Source organism: Gracilibacillus thailandensis (assembly GCF_010994055.1).
In the GTDB taxonomy this organism is placed as follows: Bacteria; Bacillota; Bacilli; order Bacillales; family Amphibacillaceae; genus Gracilibacillus; species Gracilibacillus lacisalsi.
Genome location: NZ_WJID01000014.1, coordinates 16,740 through 35,376, shown reverse-complemented (window position 1 = coordinate 35,376; position 18,637 = coordinate 16,740). Strand labels below are relative to the sequence as shown.

Below are 18,637 nucleotides of genomic sequence, written 5' to 3'. Positions count from 1 at the left end.
TTCTTTCCTATTGTACACGATAGAACCTCGCTTTTCTACCTTGATTTTTAGATGCTATACTAGTTTTACAAGGAGGGAGCGTTATGCACGAAAAGTTACAATTAATCGGAGATGATTCCCCTGTCCAGCTTGTTCAGCCAATAGCTGGTGGTGATATCAACCAGGCTTATTATGTCCAAACAGCTGAGAAGCATTATTTTATCAAAACCAATCAACATGTACCTGCAGATTTCTTTAAAATAGAAGCGGATGGCTTAGAACGAATTCGTGCTACCAATACCATTGCTGTACCAGAAGTATATCATTATGACATCGCTAAAGGTGATGAAGAAATGGTGTTAATCATGGAATGGGTGGAAGGAAACAAAAGTATCTCGACTGGCCGAGTATTAGGAGAGAATTTAGCAGCTTTACATTTAGCTGAGACAAGTTCATCTTATGGGTTAGATCAAACAACTTTTGTCGGGGAATTGACACAGGAAAATATCTGGTATGACAGTTGGGTTGACTATTATCGGGAGATGCGCCTTCGCCCACAAATGGAACTTGCTATGGAAAAAGGGAGAATGAAGGGTAAAAGACAGAAACGGATGGAATCTTTGTTAGTAAATCTCGACCAATACATACCGAAAACTCCGCCAGTATCACTGCTGCATGGTGATTTATGGGGTGGTAACTGGCTTGTTGGAAAAGACGGAGAACCTTATTTAATTGATCCATCTGTTGTTTACGGGGATCATTTATTCAAAATAGCGTTTACTGAGTTATTTGGCGGTTTTCCGGCTGATTTTTACCAGAGTTATCAAGCAGTGTTTCCTTTGGAGAATTATTATGAAGAAGTAAAGCCAATTTATCAATTGTTTTATTTGCTTGTTCATTTGAATTTATTTGGTGAAGGATATGGCGGGAGTGTAGACAGAATTCTTGCACGGTATGGCACGTTTTAAAGTAGTTGACTGGTATATAAAGGACAAATCTTTTTTCGTGATAGAAGATTTATCCTTTATGCAAATACTGAGCAAAATCCGCTCGAAAAAGTGGATCTTCAGGCCAAACGATTCCCACAAGAGTGGAAGTGGGCGGCCTTCGCTAGCATGATGTAATTCGGTTGTTATACTTTCTTTCCATACAAGAAAAGCCATCTTATGATGACTTTTCTTGGTATTGATATACTTGATCTGACGATTGGTGTTTATTTTTTCGTTCTTTCCACCATTGTTGAATGCGGTCTGTTCTTCCTTCAACGATTGGTTGGGTGAAGGTTACAACCCATTTGGATGCTAAGAACCATACAATGGCAGCCGCAATGACAGCAAGACCCAATGTGTCAAGATTTTGATCTACTGCCAATAAATGCGCTTGTCGTCCGTATTGAATAAAAACACCATGTAATAAATAGACATACATCGTGTTTTGACCAAGTGTTGTAAAAGAGTAATGTTTATTCGGGACTAAAAGTAATACCGAAAAAACCATTATTGTTGCTACGATATATAACAATGCACGAATCAAACCACCATTAGCCGCTGCATCCAATACTTGATAAGAATGGGAACCAAATAACCATTCGGATGGTATTGTTGGTGTCACATAACTTACAATAAACACCGCCATTAACGCGCCTACTGCGATTGCCTTTTTATTGACTGTTTGCCATTTAAATATTTGATCCTTGCTCAGCCAGTATCCGATTAAGAAAAAAGGGAAAAAGACAAGCGTTCTTGATAAACTAAAAGATGGTCCGATAAATGGTAAATACCCAACCAAAACACCTATTACAAAAGCTAAAGAAATTCCGTAAAAAGGTTTTAACTTTTTAAATCCAATCAATAATATGTGCCAGCTAAATAAACTTAATAAGAACCATAATCCCCAATGTGGATCATACAACGTGGTATCCCAGCTATTCTTACCTATGCTTAAAAAGTAGACAGAATAAAATACCTGGAATAAGAAATATGGAATTAGGATCCTTTTGGCTAATTTAAGCAAGTAGCCTTTATCACTTGCACCTTTCGCAAAAAAACCACTTACTAAGATAAACACCGGCATATGAAATAAATATATCCATTGATATAGAACATTGACTAATTCGATATGCTGTTTTAAAGGTTGAATTAAATGACCAAACACAACTAAAAATATAAAGACTAGCTTGGCATTATCAAAATAAGCTTCACGTTGCATCTATTTATTCTCCCTTTTTTAACGGTTTTATACTATCTTACCCTCTATAAGGAAGAACAAAAAGTAATTCCGTTTATTGTTAACAATTTGTAAATGTTGTGTTAAAGTTTTGAAATTTTTAGAAAGAGATCGCCCATGTACCATTACGGAAAATCGCCTCTTTTTCTCCATCTTTTGTAATGCCATCAATATTCATATCTGCAGAACCAATCATAAAATCTTCATGGACAATACTGTCATTGACACCGTGTTGATCCATCTCCTTCTCCTTCATATCAGAGCCGCCTTTTATATTCGTTGGGTACGCTTTTCCTAAAGCTATGTGACACGAAGCATTCTCATCAAATAGGGTATTAAAGAAAATAATCCCCGCTTGGGAGACTGGAGATTCATGCGGTACTAAGGCAACTTCACCTAAGCGAGATGCTCCATCATCATCTGCTTCTAATAACTGTTTAAGCGCTTCTTTTCCTTTCTCGCATGAGTAATCAACTACCTTACCGTCTTTAAATGTCAGGGTGAAATTCTCAATTAATTGGCCTTGGAAACTAAGAGGTTTTGTACTAGTTACTTGACCATTAACTCCGTATTTATGTGGCATCGAGAATACTTCCTCTGTCGGAATATTCGGATTGAATGTCACACCATCTGTCGCCTTTGCTGCTCCTCCATGCCAAATATGTCCTTCTGGTAATTCAATCGTTAAGTCAGTACCTGTCGCTTGAAAATGGAGTTTTGCATAATTTTTCTCATTTAAATATTCACGTGCATTGCGTAATAATTGATTATGTTTATTCCACGCTTCGATTGGATCATCTTGATCAACACGCGCAATACGGAAGATTTCTTTCCAAAGTTGTTCCTTCGCTTCTTTTGCATTTAAATCTGGATATATTTTTTGTGCCCACTCCGTCGTTGGGTAACCAACAATCGACCAACGCGCTCGATCGTTCATCATGTAATCACGGTATTCTTTTAAAGCAATAGAACTTGCTTTCGTTACGGCTGCCATTCGTTTCCCGTCGATATCTTGCAAGAGGTCAGGGTTTTCACCATAAATATTTAATACTGCATAGCCCTCCTTCACCATGCTAACCATGGCATCTTTTCGCCATTCGGGGAACGTTTCTAATACTTCCATTGGCGCATGTTTCATTTTCAAATATGTTAATTGATCATCTTTCCATTCAACATGGACATTTTTTGCTCCCATTTCATACGCTTCTTTGACAACGATTCGGACTAATTCAATCGCTTCAATCGGGGCCTGGACTAGTAATCCTTGACCTTCTTGTAAATTCACGCCTGTATGTAATGCTAGTTGAGCATATTTTTCTAATAATTCCTGCATATTTCATCCTCCTCCAAAATATTCCTTACAATATTATGCTAACTGAACGGATAAAAAATGCAAAACTTAAAGCATTATAAAACCCCTCAAAGTTTCATAACTCTGAGGGGAGTGTATTATACTGCGATGTCTTTATTGATTGCTTCTTTATCGTTATATTTTTTAATGTTTAGTTTTTTCATTATTTTAGATGTTATTGTGCCTGATAATATCGAGTCATTAACGTTTAACGCTGTACGCCCCATATCGATTAGTGGTTCTACTGTAATAAGTAAACCTGCTAATGCTACTGGTAAGTTCATCGATGATAACACGATTAATGCAGCAAAAGTTGCTCCACCACCAACACCGGCAACACCGAATGAACTAATACCAATGATTAAAATCAATGGCAATAAGAAACCTGGTGATAATGGATCAATTCCTTGCGTAGGTGCGATCATAACAGCTAACATCGCAGGGTAGATACCCGCACAACCATTTTGACCAATTGTTGCACCAAATGATGCTGCCATATTTGCTGTTCCACTATGGACACCTAGACTTTCCTTCTGTACCTGAATCGTTAACGGAATAGTACCTGCACTTGATCTAGATGTGAAGGCAAAGCTTAATACTGGCAATACTTTTCGTATATAAGTCAATGGATTTAATCCAAACAATGCTAAGAGAATCATGTGAATGATAAACATGATAATCAATGCAACATAAGATGCACCAACAAATTTACCGAGCTCAATAATACCTGCTACATTTGTTTGTGCTACCGTATTTGCCATTAATCCTAAAATACCAAATGGTGCTAAACGTAAAATGATGGTTACAATACGCATAATTACGGTGTAGAAAGTGTTAACGATATCTACAAATTTCTCTGCTTGTTCCGGTTGTTTTCTTCTTACACCTAATACAGCAACCCCAACCAGAATAGAGAAAATAACAACAGCAATAACAGATGTTGCACGTTCTCCTGTCATATCTAAGAAAATATTAGATGGAATAAATTCTAGAATTTTTTGCGGTGTCGTCATCCCTTCAACTGATCCTAGTGTTTCTTCTAGTGACTCCGCTCGTTCTTGTTCAGCTTGCCCCATTTCAATTTGGTCTGCATTTAAATTAAAGATAGAAGAGCTAGTTACACCAACTACTGCAGCAACCATAGCGGTAGAAACAAGAATACCAATAATCCATGCTGACATTTTTCCTAATTCAGATGATTTCTCTAAATTAATGATAGATTGAATAATAGAAACCATTACTAATGGTATAACGATCATCATTAAAAGGCGAACATAGCCACGGCCTACAATGTTATACCAATCTGTCGTAGCCGTAACGACTTCAGAATCTGCTGAATAAGCAATCTGTAAAAAAGCGCCTAGAAGAATACCTAGACCTAAACCTGCGAAAACTCGTTTACTGAACGATACATATTTTCGCTGCATACCTATTAAAATACCAATGAATAATAGCATAATGGCAATATTGATAATTATGAAGACTGTGTTCATCTTTTTTCCTCCTTTTGATTAATCTGATATAAATACTTGGAATATCATACAGTTAATTATGTATTATGTCAAAACTTATGTTTTGTGCTTGTATCAACGTTTATTTTGAGATGGATATTGGGCGTAACAACCGCTGCGGCTTGCCCACTTCGCTTTCCGTGGGGCCGTGTCTTCAGCTAACTTTTGTAAAGAAGATCGCTTTACAAAAGTGGATCTTCAGATCACGCTGATCCCACAGGAGTCGAAGTGGACGCCTACGCTAATGAATGCTCTACAATGAGTGTACTCGCTGACATGCCAATTTTATTACTCAGGTTAAGAAAGCTCGAGAAGTTAGCAGTCACAAACGTTGTAGAATAGTTTCATAGCGGAGGCCGTCCACTTCCACTCCTACGGGATGATTTTCGACTAAGATCCACTTTGGTAAGTGCTCTTTGCTTACCAAAGTTAGCTTAGGCGAAAATCCCGTGGAAAGGGGAGTGGACAGCCGCAGCGATGGTTTCCTGTACATGCTATTTCAAAATGGCTACTCTGCTTACAATTGCGTTGATACCGCGGATTATACACTTTCCTATATTACAAAAAAACTTGCACTCACGAGGAGTACAAGTTAGCTTGCAATTGAAAGGTCTTCTTCTAAGACTAGTTCGACGTTTCCTTTAATTGCTCGAGAGATCATACAGGATGACTCTGCTTGTTTAACGATATTTTTTAGTTTTTGCAAATGATCGGCCGTTGCCTCTTTTTTTAATACGACAACAGGACGATGAGTGATTCTTTGATAAGTAAATACTCCATTGGTGACATCCACATCACCTACAGAGCTTAACTCTATGTGTTCAAGAGGTAAATGCGCTCGTTCGATCATCGCTGCCATCGTAATTAAATAACAAGTAGCAGCAGCACCTAATAACATTTCATCTGGATTCGTACCAACTCCTGGACCATTCATTTCAGGTGGAATGGAGATCTTAGTGTTTAAATTACCTGATTCAATATGTCCTACTTCATTTCTGCCGCCAGGCCACGTGGCATTTAATGTAAATTGGTGTATCGCCATTTATATCATCCTTTCTATTTCCATTATAGGTATTGGAATCCAGACGATAAAATGATTTGTTTACGCTTCGGCATCTTTCTTTTTACTAGAAAGGAACCAACCAGCTACAGCGATAGCCACTAAGATGATATAGAATGTTAATTTCCATGGTGTCGAATGCGGGAAATCATGTGGTATTAAGTGTATATCTTCGTGAGCTAATACACTAACAACTAATTTTATCCCTACCCAGCCAACTATAACAAATGCAGCCATTTCCAATCCTGGGCGATCCTTCAATAATCTAACGAACACATTTGCTGCAAAACGCATAATAATTAAACCTATCATTCCTCCAGCAAGTACTACAAGGAACTGGCCTGTATCAAGACTACCGACCGTACCAAGGTTTGTTACAGGTAATGCTTGAGCTAACGCAACAGCCGCTAAAATAGAGTCAACCGCAAATGCTAAATCAGCAAATTCGACTTTAAGTACGGTCATCCAGAAGCCTTTTCCACCTTTATTCTCAGCTTGTTCTGCTAGTTCTTCTGCCTCTGTTTCACCTTTATTTTTCTTCTTAAATGTATCATACAAGTGCTTAAAGGAAATAAACAATAAATAAGCGGCCCCAATTGCCTGTACTTGCCAGACATCAACTAGGAACGAAATAATGAATAATGAACCAAATCTTAAGATAAACGCACCAGCCAAACCGTAAAACAATGCTTTTTTTCGTTGTTCTTCAGGCAAATGCTTCACCATAATCGCTAAAACAAGTGCATTATCTGCTGCTAAAATCCCTTCTAAACCAATTAAAACTAATAAAACCCATCCGTACTCTAATAATAATTCCAAACTACTCCATCTCCTTTAAAAAATATGATCTCCACCAGTTGGTAAAGATCACACAAAAAAACGAGACCTTTACCACTGGTGGTAAAGGTCTCGCCAACAACGCCTGAGTTGCCAATAATGCCGGAGATAATTCTCGAAATGACGACATTTATTGTAACAGCTACTCCCCTTTATGTATGTTATTACTATAAGTCTTTTTTTACTTCCTGTCAATCTCTATCCTTCAAAAAAGAACCTATACCATCGCAGTGATAGCATTAGGTTCTTCTTTTTCCCACTCATTATACATGAATAATCTTATTTATTCTTTCCTCTACTTCTGTTTGGATAGTTTGCAATAGCGATTTGCTACTATCTGCGTTATCTGTTTTAACACCGAAATAGCTTTTAATTTTAGGTTCTGTACCTGAAGGACGGAAGCATACCCATGCATCATTTTCTAGTAAAAATTTCATAACGTTTTCTTTTGGTAAAGTAATGTCTTCCTCGGTTGCATCTACTGGTAACTGACGCTTGCTACTTTGATAATCTTCAATAGCCATAACTTGTAATCCACCTAATTGTGTAAATGGATTTTCACGAATATCTTCCATAATGGCGGCAATTTGTTCCGCACCATCTTTACCTTTCAATGTTAAAGACTTCTGCCCTTCTAAGTAATAACCGTGACGTTCGTACAATGTGTCCAATGCTTCTAATAATGTTTTGCCCTTCGCTTTCCAGTAATTCGCCATTTCACATGCTGCTACTGCTGCTTGTACCGCATCTTTATCACGAACGAAATCTCCTATTAAATAGCCATAACTTTCTTCATAGCCGAAAAGGAAATGTCTTTGGTCTGATTCAAATTGCTTGATTTTCTCACCGATAAATTTAAATCCAGTTAACGTGTCAAGCGTATTAACACCATAATAGGAAGCAATTGCTCTTCCTAACTCTGAGGTTACAATCGTTTTAATTACTTGTCCATTTTCAAGTTCCTTCTCACTTACATGAGATAATGTGTAATCTAATAATAATGACCCAAGCTGATTACCTGTTAAGACTTGATAGGATCCACTTCTATTCTTTACAGCAACACCTAAACGGTCAGCATCTGGGTCTGTACCAATTAAAATATCCGCATCGATTTCTTCCCCTTGCTTGATTGCCAACTCAAATGCTTGATGCTCTTCCGGATTTGGCGACTGTACTGTCGAGAATTCCGGATCAGGCTTTGCTTGTTCTTCCACGACATGTACTTGGTCATAACCAATTTGAGCTAACCCTTTTAATACAAGGTCATGTGCCGTTCCGTGCAATGGAGTAAAGACTATATTCACATTATTTTCTTCTGCTTGCTTTTGAATGGTTTTGAGCTCGCTAAGATAGGCATTATCCACTGTTTCGCCAACCCATTCCAATAGACCAGCACTTTCGACTTCTTCCTTGCTTTTGACAGTAACATTTAATTCATCTTCTACTTTATTTACTTCTTCTATGATCGCAGCAGCTTCTTGTAATGGTACTTGTCCGCCATCCTCGTTATACACTTTAAAACCATTATACTCAGGCGGGTTATGACTGGCGGTAATCATAATACCGGCAGCTGTCTTTAAATAACGAACTGCAAATGAAAGTAATGGTGTTGGGCGTAATGATTCAAATACATATGCTTTAATATTATGCGCACCTAAAACCTTTGCCACTTCAACAGCAAACTCCTGTGACATATAGCGAGAGTCATATGCAATGACAACTCCTCTGTTATGCGCATTATCTACATTTTTCGTTATGTAATTTGCTAACCCTTCAACCGCTTTACGAACGGTATAAATATTCATTCGATTGGTTCCAGGCCCTAGCATTCCTCGCATTCCACCTGTACCAAAGGTTAAATTCTTGTAAAAGGAATCTTCTAACTCCTTCTCATTTTGGGATAGTTGTTTTAATTGTTCTTGTAAATCTTCATCTAGCGTTGCATGGGCTGTCCATCTTTTTAATGTATCTTGCCATGACATGTGATTTCCCCCTTAGTCCTACGTTATATATTCTTATACTAGCATAGACTTTCTACTGTTTCTATTGTAATCTCACACTATTTGGTAGAGACTTATGTTCAAAAAACCATTTTTTTCATTTATATGATAGAATAGGATTAACGAATAATGAAAGAAAAGGTTGTGGCACTTTTGTTTGAAAAAAAGAGCATACGGATTCTCGTAACATGTATACTTATTTTTACGCTAATCTATCTCCTCTCTTTAACTAAGTTTATATTTGAACCTGTTGGTGCTTATCTGACTGCCATTGCGGTTCCTATCATAGGAGCTGGGATTATCTTTTATATTACAAATCCTATCGTTAATTGGTTAGAAAAAAAGAAAGTACCGCGAATTGCCGGTACGTTTATCGTATTTCTAATCATCGTCTCAGTGATTACAATTATTATTAACTTCGTTGCTCCTATTGTACAAAGACAATTTTCAAACTTTGTCGATAGTATCCCAAAAATGGTAGAAAATGCAGAAAGACTATTTGAAATGTGGCAGGAAAATCAAAACATTATACCACCGCAATTTGAAAATGCGATCCAAAATGTAATGGATAACCTGGACCAATATGCAGAAACCATTACGTCCAGTATTATCGGAGTAATCGGCCAGATTTTTAGTTTTGTTTTTGCCTTTTTCTTAATTCCATTCTTCCTTTTCTTTATGTTAAAGGATGGATATAAATTTGTACCTTTTATTTCAAAGTTTCTAAGCCCTAAAAAGGCACAAAGCTTTAAAACTTTAACTACAAACATTAATCATACATTGGCATCCTTTATCCAAGGACAGTTTATCGTCAGTGTTTGTGTCGGTGCAATGCTTTATATCGGTTATTTGATCATTGACCTTGATTACTCCTTGTCCTTAGCGTTGTTCGGATTATTAATGAACTTCATTCCATTCTTAGGTCCGTTTTTATCAGCAATTCCTGCTATTATCGTTGGGTTCTTTCAAGAGCCGATTATGGCTTTTTGGGCTGCAATCGTGATGATAGTCGCACAACAGATTGAAAGTAACCTTATCTCACCAAATGTAATGGGAAGAGCGCTATCCATTCATCCGTTAACGGTTATTACCTTGATTCTAGCAGCTGGGGGAATCGCAGGATTTTTAGGATTATTGTTTATCATTCCTGCTTATGCAGTTGTCAAAACGATCATTGCACATTTCTATCGTGAATGGAAGAAAAAACAACCAGAAGAGGATCCAGATTTGTTTTAAGAGTGAAGGAATTGATGATAGTATAAGATACCATGGCATTTCGCCAATTAGGTTGGCGAAAGCCTGTTACCTTATAAGAGAATATAAGACTTATAGTAATGAAATACATTTAATATTATTTTAACTGCTTGACCATAATATAATTATTTTGTTCCTCGTCTCCTATATATATCGAGTAGGATCCTCTCTTTTCAAATCCCATTTTTTCATGAAAATCAATAGCATTTTTGTTTTTTCGCCAAATGCCTAACCAGATCTCACTTTTATCTCGCTCTCTTGCGATATCAATTGCTGTTTGTAGTAATAATTTCCCTAATCCTTTCTCATGAAAGGTATTTTTCACGTAAATGCGTTCGATTTCCAGTGCATTATCACCAATTTGGTATGTTTGAGCTTCTCCTTCATTTACTTTTAAGTAACCTGTTAGCATGTTGTCTACGTATTGGAATAAAAATGTTGAGGATGGATTGGATAATTCTTTCGTAAGTTGTTCTGTATTGAAGGCTTGGTCTAAATATTCGTTAATATTTTCGGGTGTGTTTAGATGACTGTAAGTTTCATTATATGTTTCTGTACCTATGTCCTGTAACAAATGCAAATCTTCGAGTGTACATTTCCTGATACTTGTCTTCACTTAACCCTCTCCTTTATAGTTTAGATTTACATTAAACTTTGCTTATGTAGCAAAATTTAACGGCAGATAATTTAAGTATATTGTGAAATTCTTTCAGAGTCAATGAAAGCGAATTCAGATTTATAAATATTTTCTGGAAATTTATAGATAATATACTCATTATATTATCACTTTGCAAAGTTAGTTGTGGCCGTGCCCGTGGAAAGCGAAATATACTTCAAACATTTCAAAATAACTACTTCGATTAACAAGGTCATCGCTCTGATTTTATACTCTCTTCCCTTATAACAAAAAATCCTCAAGCTATTATAAGCTCAAGGATTTTTCATGCATATTAATAATCATGTGAATTTTTGGTTGTTAAATTACTCGCCAGTAATTTCTTCAATTTCTTGTTCTAGTTTGTCAAGAATTGCTCCATCAACTGTTGAGATGTTCTCACGATAGAAGTCACGTACTGGCATTGCTAGTTCTTTAAATTCTTCACGATCTTCTTCACTGATTTCTACAATTTCAGTCGTTTCTTCAATGACAGATAAGAATTCTTCATTTTGACGCTTTTGTTCGTCAAACACCCAGCTTTGTAATTCTTCCACTGTTTCATCGACTAGAGCTCTTTCAGCTTCTCCTAAACCATCATACCATTCTTGGTTAACTGTTGTTGTTGCTACATAGTTGTTATGGTTAGAAAGAGTCATATAATCTTGAACTTCGTGGAACGAAGCATCAGCAATAAAGAAAATTGGGTTTTCCTGCCCATCCATTGTACCGTTTTCTAATGCTGTGTAAAGCTCACCCCAGCTATAACCATCTGGGTTTGCTCCATATGCTCCATAAGATTCGTTTTGTAACTCGCTACCTTGCGTTCTCATTTTAAAGTTTTCAAAGTCTGCTGGTGCAGCTAAAGGTTTATTACTAGTCCATTGCATAGCACCTTCTGTCCAAAACGCAAGCGGCTCTAATCCAACCTCTTCATATTGCTCTACTAAATCTACATTGATTGCTTCACTTTCATTTAAAACTTGTTGTGTTTCTTCTACACTTTCAGGAAATAAGAAGTGTAAACCAAAGATTTGACTTTCCTTTACTGTGTTCCCAATAAAACCTGGAGATGTTACTGCTAGCTGAGCAGTCCCTTCTTGTAATTGTACAACTTGGTCTGTTTCACTACCAAGTCCACCAAATTCATAAGTTTCTACTGTGATATTTCCACCAGATTTCTCATCAATACGCTTTGCAAATTCATCTGCATAAGCCATTTGTACTTGTTCACCAGTTTCTTCTGTGATGAAAATCCATTCCTGCTCTTCAAAATCACCAGAAGCTTCTTCACCAGAACCGTCATCTGTAGTTTCTTCTGTGTTGTCGCCTGTATCTTCACCGCCGTTATCTGCTTCTTCTTCGTCTGTGTCTCCGCCACATGCTGCTAACAAGACACCTAATGCTAATAGTAACACTGCTAATAGCGAATACTTTTTGTTAATAATGATAAAAACCCCCTAATAAATTTTTTATAATTAAATTCCTCTTACAATAAAGCAAGAGAAATCTGTGGAAACAGAATTAATAAAACAGAAATCAGTACCATAATGAGAATATATGGAGGTGTACCTTTTATTACTTCCATATATGGCTTATTAAAGACGGCACTGGCTGTAAATATATCTACACCAAATGGTGGTGTTGCAGAACCTAAAGCTGCTTGGAATGTTATAACAATACCTAAATGTATTGGATCAACTCCGACTTCACTTGCTATTGGTGCAAAAATAGGAGTTAACACTAAGATCACTACTATAGGATCAACAAACATACATCCCACAAAAAAGAATATGGTTACAATAAGCAATACATACATTGTACTAGGATCTGACCCTAATACTGCATCAGACAGCATTTGTGGGATTTTTTCTAAGTTGACAAGATAGGTGAATACTTGACCACCAGCAACTAACACAAATACGGCTGATGTAACTAGCCCTGTTGATAAGGCAATACTAGGTAATTGCTTGATATGCACAGCTCTAAAGATAACTACTTCTAATATTAAAGCATATAGAACAGATATCCCTGCTGCTTCTGTTGCGGAGAACCATCCTAAATAAATACCACCAATAACTAATATCGGAAATCCTAAAGGAAATAACGCTCTTCTAAATGAATAAAATCTTTCTTTCCATGTTGCTTTATCTGACAATGGAATATTTTTCACCTTTGCGTAGATTACACTGTAAAGCGTAAATGCTAAGAATACGATAAGACCTGGAATAATACCGGCAATAAATAATTCCCCGATGGATTCTCCAGACACTAAGCCATACATAATTAAACCTATACTAGGCGGAATTAATAAAGCTACATCACTTGAATTAATAATTAAAGCCATTGCACTTGAATCTTTATAACCAACTTTCAATAATCTTTCACGCATTGGTTTACCTATTGCTACTACCGTTGCTTGAGTTGAACCAGAGATGGCACCGAATAAAGAACAAGCTGCTGCTGTTGTCACAGCATATCCACCTCTAAGATGACCTATGAATGAACCTATAAAGTCTAATAAACGTTGTGATGTTTTACCTGCAGTCATGATATCAGCTGCAAAGATAAATAATGGGACACAAAGTAATTGATATGATTCAATTCCTGTAACTAACTGCCCCACCATAACTGAAGAGTCAATTGGGAACTTTGTATATCCTAATAAGACAACTACAAATGGTGCAACGATAAGTGGTATCATCATTGGAAAGTTAAGCAGAAGTAGAATGACCATAATTCCTAATAATATTGTAAGCATTTTGGCTTCCTCACTTTTTTACTAATTATACTTGCATTTGATCATCAATATGACGATCTTCTGGTTTATTATCATTATAATCCAACGCATCTGTCCCAATGTAAACCTCTTTATTGACAATGTTTACGAATAAATTTCTCACAAATTGAATACCACCCATAAAGAAACCTAATGGTATGAATAAATACATTAAATATGTAGGCATACCCAAATACGCTGTTGTAGTACCTCTTTCGTATTCATTCACTACATACTCAAAGGATACATAGGTTAAAGCAAATAATATCAGCGCTGTAACTAGTGGTATTAAAATAGCCATTGCTTTCCGAATACGCCATGGCACAGTATCGTAAATAGCAGACATACTAATATGTCTTCCCTTTCGTGCAGCGTAACTAATCCCCATAAATGTTGAGATCACAACAGCAAACTTGGCTACTTCTGAGTGAAAACCGATACTAGGACCAAAAAATTGCCTACTAATAACATTCATACAAATCATTAGCGCGATAACAATTATGGATCCTCCTAAAATGAATTCTTCTATTTTAAGTATACATTTATCTAATAATCGAAAGAATTTGATAACTATTTCCTCCTTTTAAGAAAATACCGAACTATAAGTTATATTTAATGTTACAAAAATGTTGCATTCTTCACAAATTTACTATGCCCCGATTGAGATCCATTAAACCACAAATAGTCGTATATAAAAAAAATGTTCGGCTTTCATGGATATATAATGTCATATGCTCATAAATAATTCATAATCCTCCAAAAAAGGTACATCCTTTTCATTTTTTTGGTAGTTTTTGTTTATTTTAGCATGTTACTTGCCTATTATGGCTAACTGATTTACGCTTTACATAGAGTTATAGAATTTATATTTGGAGTGAAAAGGATGAATAAAAAAGAAATCGAAGCGGAAATAGAAGATTTAAAAGCTGATTATACAAGGCTATCTGCCGACCTTGAGAAATTAGTATATGTTGGCGGTAACACAGAATATAATGAAAAAGAATTGGAGCGCTTGGCAGCTAAAATTTCCTCCCTTCGCCAAAAGCTCCAACAGCAAAAAAGCTAGCAACTGTTTGTTGCTAGCTTTTTTCATTTCTTTTTTCCTCTAGTTTTTCCTTGATTTTATGAAATTCTTTACTTGGTGGTGTTAAGCTGACAATCGTATCGCCTGCTGTTGCTGTTGTCTCTAAATCTTCGGTAAAGAACTCGATTTGTTTAGACTGTTTTAACACAAATAACAGTACGGTTTCCTTGTCACGATCTTTCAAATAATCTTCATACAAATAACGATCTGTTAGGGATGTTTTTCGTAAAACATAACCGCTCTTTAATTTGTATTTCAATTCTTCGATGCCTTCTGTAGGTGTAAATACTTCTCTTCCACCAATCGTATGATCAATATCTACTAAATGATCTCCGCTATGATTTTGTTTTGGTAAACGGAATACATTCTTTCGACCAAACTCAGGCAAGAATGTAGAACATACTAAGGCATTATAGGAATCATATTCAGTCGCTGTTAACAAGTAATCATATGGTGTGAAATCCATCGTATATTCTGTTTGCTCTGATAAAATTTCACAATGGTTATGCTGAATACCTGCTTTTCTGGCACCGTTTAGACGATCCCACGATGAATCAACCACTACTGCTGGGATACCTAGTTCTTTCATCGCCTTTGCTAATCCATTTGTAAAGCGGTTAGAACCGACAATTAACACACCAGGGTTTCCTTCTGATGAAAGGTTTAGTTTTTTCGCTAGCCAACCAATTGAAAAGCCATGAACAACAACCGTTGAGAATACTAATGCAAAGGTTAAAGGTGTAACAAGTGAAGCACCTGCAAAACCTTCATCTGCCAGAATTGTTGCAAAATAACTTGCTACGGTTAAAGCAACAATACCTCGTGGTGCGATCCAGCCAACCAATGTTTTCTCTTGCAACGATAAACCCGAGTTAATCGTCGATAAGAAAATCGATAATGGACGGACGACAAACAGCATTAGTAATACATATCCAATAATTGATGGTTGGAAAACATCCATTAATGTTTCCATTGTCAGCGATGAAGTTAAAAGAATAAATACTGTTGATATTAAAAGCATCGAGATATTCTCTTTAAAGTGACGCATATCCCTAATAGAAGATATACCAAGGTTCGCTAACGTCATCCCCATTGCGGTTACTGCTAATAAACCTGTTTCATGTTTCACTTCATCCGCTATGATAAAACAAGCAATAACTAATGCGAAAACAGCAGGTGATTTTAGAAATTCTGGTATATGGCCTGACTCAAACATCCATCCAGTAATCTTTCCAAAGACAACCCCAAGCACTACAGCAAATAAGGATGCTAATAAGAAAAACAATAATGCTGTTGCATCTCTTCCGTCAGCTAACAAGAATAAAATGAATTCAAACGCAAAAACAGCTAATAAGGCACCAAATGGGTCGACGACAATCCCTTCCCATTTTAATATTTTTGCTGGTGTTGGTTTTAATTTTGATTGCCTTAACAATGGTAAAATCACGGTAGGACCTGTTACAATAAAGATACCACCGATGACAAATGCAACTGCCCAGGATAAACCTGCTACATAATGGGCAGTTAACGATCCAAAAATCCAGGCAAGAAATGCTCCCCATGTAACAATACGAAAGACTGGCTTTCCTAACCCTTTTACTTCTTTAAAATTCAGATTCAAGCTTCCTTCAAACAGAATAATCGCCACAGCTATGGAAATAAATGGGCGATATAAGTCACCGAAAGCTTCCTCTGGATTCATTAGTCCGAATATCGGCCCAGCAAGTAAGCCGGCTATCGACATCACGACGATTGCCGGCAGTCGAAATTTCCAGGCTACCCACTGCGAACCAACCCCAAGCACAGCAATAAACATGAGTATTAATAATAATGAGTCCATCATTATCCCCCTTCACCTTTTATCTTTTATCTATATATACTTTCATTAATTTCAGCAGAAGCTAGCATTATTTTAAAGGTTAATAGGAGGGATGTAAATATTTTTATTTCAAACTTTTTTCTTTGAACGATAAAGGGATTGATTTCTATGGAAGTATAACAATGAAATCCGCCAAAATAACAGCGACAAGCCAAGTTTTACTATATGTATCAGGCATAAAAAATGTTATGCTAACAATGAGTTTATTAAAAGGATGATATTTTATGAGTACGTTGGATTTATTAAAAAAATATTTCGGGTACGATGCTTTCCGACCTGGACAAGAAAAAATTGTGAACCAAATCCTCCATCAAGAAAATACGCTAGCTATTATGCCTACTGGCGGAGGGAAATCAATCTGTTATCAAATCCCCGGTCTTGCACAAGAGGGGATTACCGTCGTGATCTCCCCACTGATTTCCTTGATGAAAGACCAGGTGGATGCTCTACAATCTTTAGGTGTTGCAGCTACCTACATAAATAGCTCCCTGACAACAGATGAACAATTCAGCAGATTAGCTGAGATTCGTAACGGTGAATACAGGTTTGTCTATGTTGCACCGGAACGGTTTGATTCTAATGCTTTTTTTAGTGCCATTAATTCGCTGAATGTGTCATTGATTGCTTTTGATGAAGCTCATTGTATTTCACAATGGGGGCACGATTTCCGTCCCAGTTATCGGACCGTTGTCCAAGCCGTTCATCAATTACGGAACCGACCTGTACTGATTGGGTTAACAGCAACAGCTACCGCGGAAGTGATTCGTGATTTGCAGCAACTGCTCGATGTCGAGAATAATGCTGTTGTTAACACTGGCTTTGCACGTAGTAACCTTACCTTTCAGGTTGTAAAAGGACATGATCGTCAAGAATATGTCACGGATTATTTAAAGGCGCATCAAGATGATACTGGTATTATTTATGCGATAACCCGGAAACAAGTCGATCAGTTATATTATTTGTTACAAGAAAAAGGATTTTCTGTTAGAAAGTATCATGCGGGTATGTCAGAGGAAGCTCGAAAAGAAGCACAAAATGATTTCATTTATGATAATGCACGAGTAATGGTCGCTACCAATGCATTTGGGATGGGGATTGATAAATCCAATGTCCGTTATGTACTCCACTATGCCTTACCGAAGAATCTAGAAAGTTATTATCAAGAGGCCGGACGCGCTGGACGGGATGGTGAACCAAGTCAATGTGTGATACTTTTTTCTGGACAAGATATTACGTTGCAAAAATATTTAATTGATCAGTCGGAAATGATGGATGAGGAGAAAAAGAAAGGTGAATATGATAAATTACAGGCAATGATTAACTATTGCCATACCGATCAATGCCTGCAGCAATATATTCTCCGTTATTTTAATGATACCATTTCTTCAACAGAAGCATGTGGCAATTGCTCTAACTGTGACAGTGATTTAGAAAAAGTTGACCGCACAAAGGAAGCACAGATGGTATTATCTTGTGTCAAGCGAATGGATGAACGATTCGGAGCCAGTTTAGTAGCGAAGGTGTTAAAAGGATCCAATGACAAAAAGGTAAAGCAATTTCGCTTTGATCGACTATCCACGTACGGATTGATGAAAGAGATGACAGAGAAAGAGCTTGTTTCCTTTATTCAATTTTTAGTTGCAGAGGATTTTTTAGTTTCTGAAGGCGGGCGTTACCCGATCCTACGTCTAAGCAAGCGAGCTCTATCCGTTTTAACAGGAGAAGAAAAAGTATATGTACAGGCTGCCAAAGTGGAGACCACAGAAGTTGTTGCATACGATACGGAAATGTTTGAACAATTACGGAGATTGCGAAAGACTTTAGCAGATCAGCAAGGTGTTCCACCATATGTGATTTTCTCTGATAAAAGCTTACGCGAAATGTCTGTAGTCAAGCCAAAATCGAAATACGAAATGCTACAGATACATGGTGTTGGTGAGCGCAAGTTCGAACAATATGGAGAAGTCTTTTTGGAGTGCTTTTTGGAAAAGGCCTAGATTTTATTGGACACTTTTTATGAAT

15 protein-coding genes are annotated in these 18,637 nt (G+C 36.9%); 4 read left to right on the top strand and 11 right to left on the bottom strand.

The annotated features are described in order from the left end of the window. Positions 1-83: 83 nt before the first annotated feature. Entirely contained in the window at positions 84-947 is an 864-nt protein-coding gene (locus GH715_RS05930; protein ID WP_153834828.1) for a fructosamine kinase family protein, read from the top strand. 196 nt (positions 948-1,143) lie between these two features. On the opposite strand, the gene GH715_RS05925 is transcribed toward GH715_RS05930, so the two are convergent. The 6 genes from GH715_RS05925 to GH715_RS05900 form a co-directional block, all read right to left on the bottom strand. After that, positions 1,144-2,187 carry an acyltransferase family protein gene (locus GH715_RS05925; RefSeq protein WP_153834827.1) on the bottom strand — a complete coding sequence of 348 codons (1,044 nt, stop codon included), beginning with the start codon at positions 2,185-2,187 and terminating at the stop codon, positions 1,144-1,146. Between the two features lie 118 nt (positions 2,188-2,305). Then, a complete protein-coding gene (locus tag GH715_RS05920; protein WP_153834826.1) occupies positions 2,306-3,538 on the bottom strand; it encodes an aminopeptidase in 1,233 nt (410 codons plus the stop codon). 116 nt (positions 3,539-3,654) lie between these two features. Beyond that, positions 3,655-5,049, bottom strand: a complete 1,395-nt coding sequence (locus GH715_RS05915; RefSeq protein WP_153834825.1) for an L-cystine transporter — start codon at positions 5,047-5,049, stop codon at positions 3,655-3,657. A 610-nt stretch (positions 5,050-5,659) separates the two neighbouring features. Further along, entirely contained in the window at positions 5,660-6,109 is a 450-nt protein-coding gene (locus GH715_RS05910; protein ID WP_153834824.1) for an OsmC family protein, read from the bottom strand. A gap of 60 nt (positions 6,110-6,169) precedes the next feature. Then, complete coding sequence (locus GH715_RS05905) at positions 6,170-6,946, bottom strand: TerC family protein (protein ID WP_153834823.1); 777 nt, start codon at positions 6,944-6,946, stop codon at positions 6,170-6,172. 281 nt (positions 6,947-7,227) lie between these two features. Then, positions 7,228-8,946 (bottom strand): phospho-sugar mutase, encoded by a 1,719-nt coding sequence (locus GH715_RS05900; RefSeq protein WP_153834822.1) that lies wholly within the window; start codon positions 8,944-8,946, stop codon positions 7,228-7,230. 147 nt (positions 8,947-9,093) lie between these two features. Between GH715_RS05900 and GH715_RS05895 the strand changes: the two genes are divergently transcribed. Continuing rightward, on the top strand, positions 9,094-10,200 hold the full coding sequence (locus tag GH715_RS05895; protein ID WP_153834821.1) for an AI-2E family transporter: 1,107 nt from the start codon (positions 9,094-9,096) through the stop codon (positions 10,198-10,200). A 115-nt stretch (positions 10,201-10,315) separates the two neighbouring features. Here the strand turns inward: GH715_RS05895 and GH715_RS05890 are convergent, their stop codons facing one another. The 4 genes from GH715_RS05890 to GH715_RS05875 form a co-directional block, all read right to left on the bottom strand. Next, positions 10,316-10,834 (bottom strand): GNAT family N-acetyltransferase, encoded by a 519-nt coding sequence (locus GH715_RS05890; protein ID WP_018933492.1) that lies wholly within the window; start codon positions 10,832-10,834, stop codon positions 10,316-10,318. Positions 10,835-11,199: 365 nt separating this feature from the next. Then, positions 11,200-12,291, bottom strand: coding sequence for a TRAP transporter substrate-binding protein DctP (dctP, locus tag GH715_RS05885; RefSeq protein ID WP_240469353.1), 1,092 nt, complete (start codon positions 12,289-12,291; stop codon positions 11,200-11,202). A 71-nt stretch (positions 12,292-12,362) separates the two neighbouring features. Beyond that, positions 12,363-13,634 carry a TRAP transporter large permease gene (locus tag GH715_RS05880; protein WP_153834820.1) on the bottom strand — a complete coding sequence of 424 codons (1,272 nt, stop codon included), beginning with the start codon at positions 13,632-13,634 and terminating at the stop codon, positions 12,363-12,365. A gap of 25 nt (positions 13,635-13,659) precedes the next feature. Beyond that, complete coding sequence (locus GH715_RS05875) at positions 13,660-14,169, bottom strand: TRAP transporter small permease (RefSeq protein WP_324186982.1); 510 nt, start codon at positions 14,167-14,169, stop codon at positions 13,660-13,662. A gap of 366 nt (positions 14,170-14,535) precedes the next feature. On the opposite strand from GH715_RS05875, the gene GH715_RS05870 reads away from it, so the two are divergent. Then, entirely contained in the window at positions 14,536-14,718 is a 183-nt protein-coding gene (locus GH715_RS05870) for an SE1832 family protein (protein ID WP_018933487.1), read from the top strand. A gap of 13 nt (positions 14,719-14,731) precedes the next feature. Here the strand turns inward: GH715_RS05870 and GH715_RS05865 are convergent, their stop codons facing one another. Next, on the bottom strand, positions 14,732-16,579 hold the full coding sequence (locus tag GH715_RS05865; protein ID WP_153834818.1) for a cation:proton antiporter: 1,848 nt from the start codon (positions 16,577-16,579) through the stop codon (positions 14,732-14,734). A gap of 260 nt (positions 16,580-16,839) precedes the next feature. On the opposite strand from GH715_RS05865, the gene recQ reads away from it, so the two are divergent. Next, a complete protein-coding gene (recQ, locus tag GH715_RS05860) occupies positions 16,840-18,612 on the top strand; it encodes a DNA helicase RecQ (RefSeq protein ID WP_153834817.1) in 1,773 nt (590 codons plus the stop codon). Positions 18,613-18,637 lie beyond the last annotated feature (25 nt).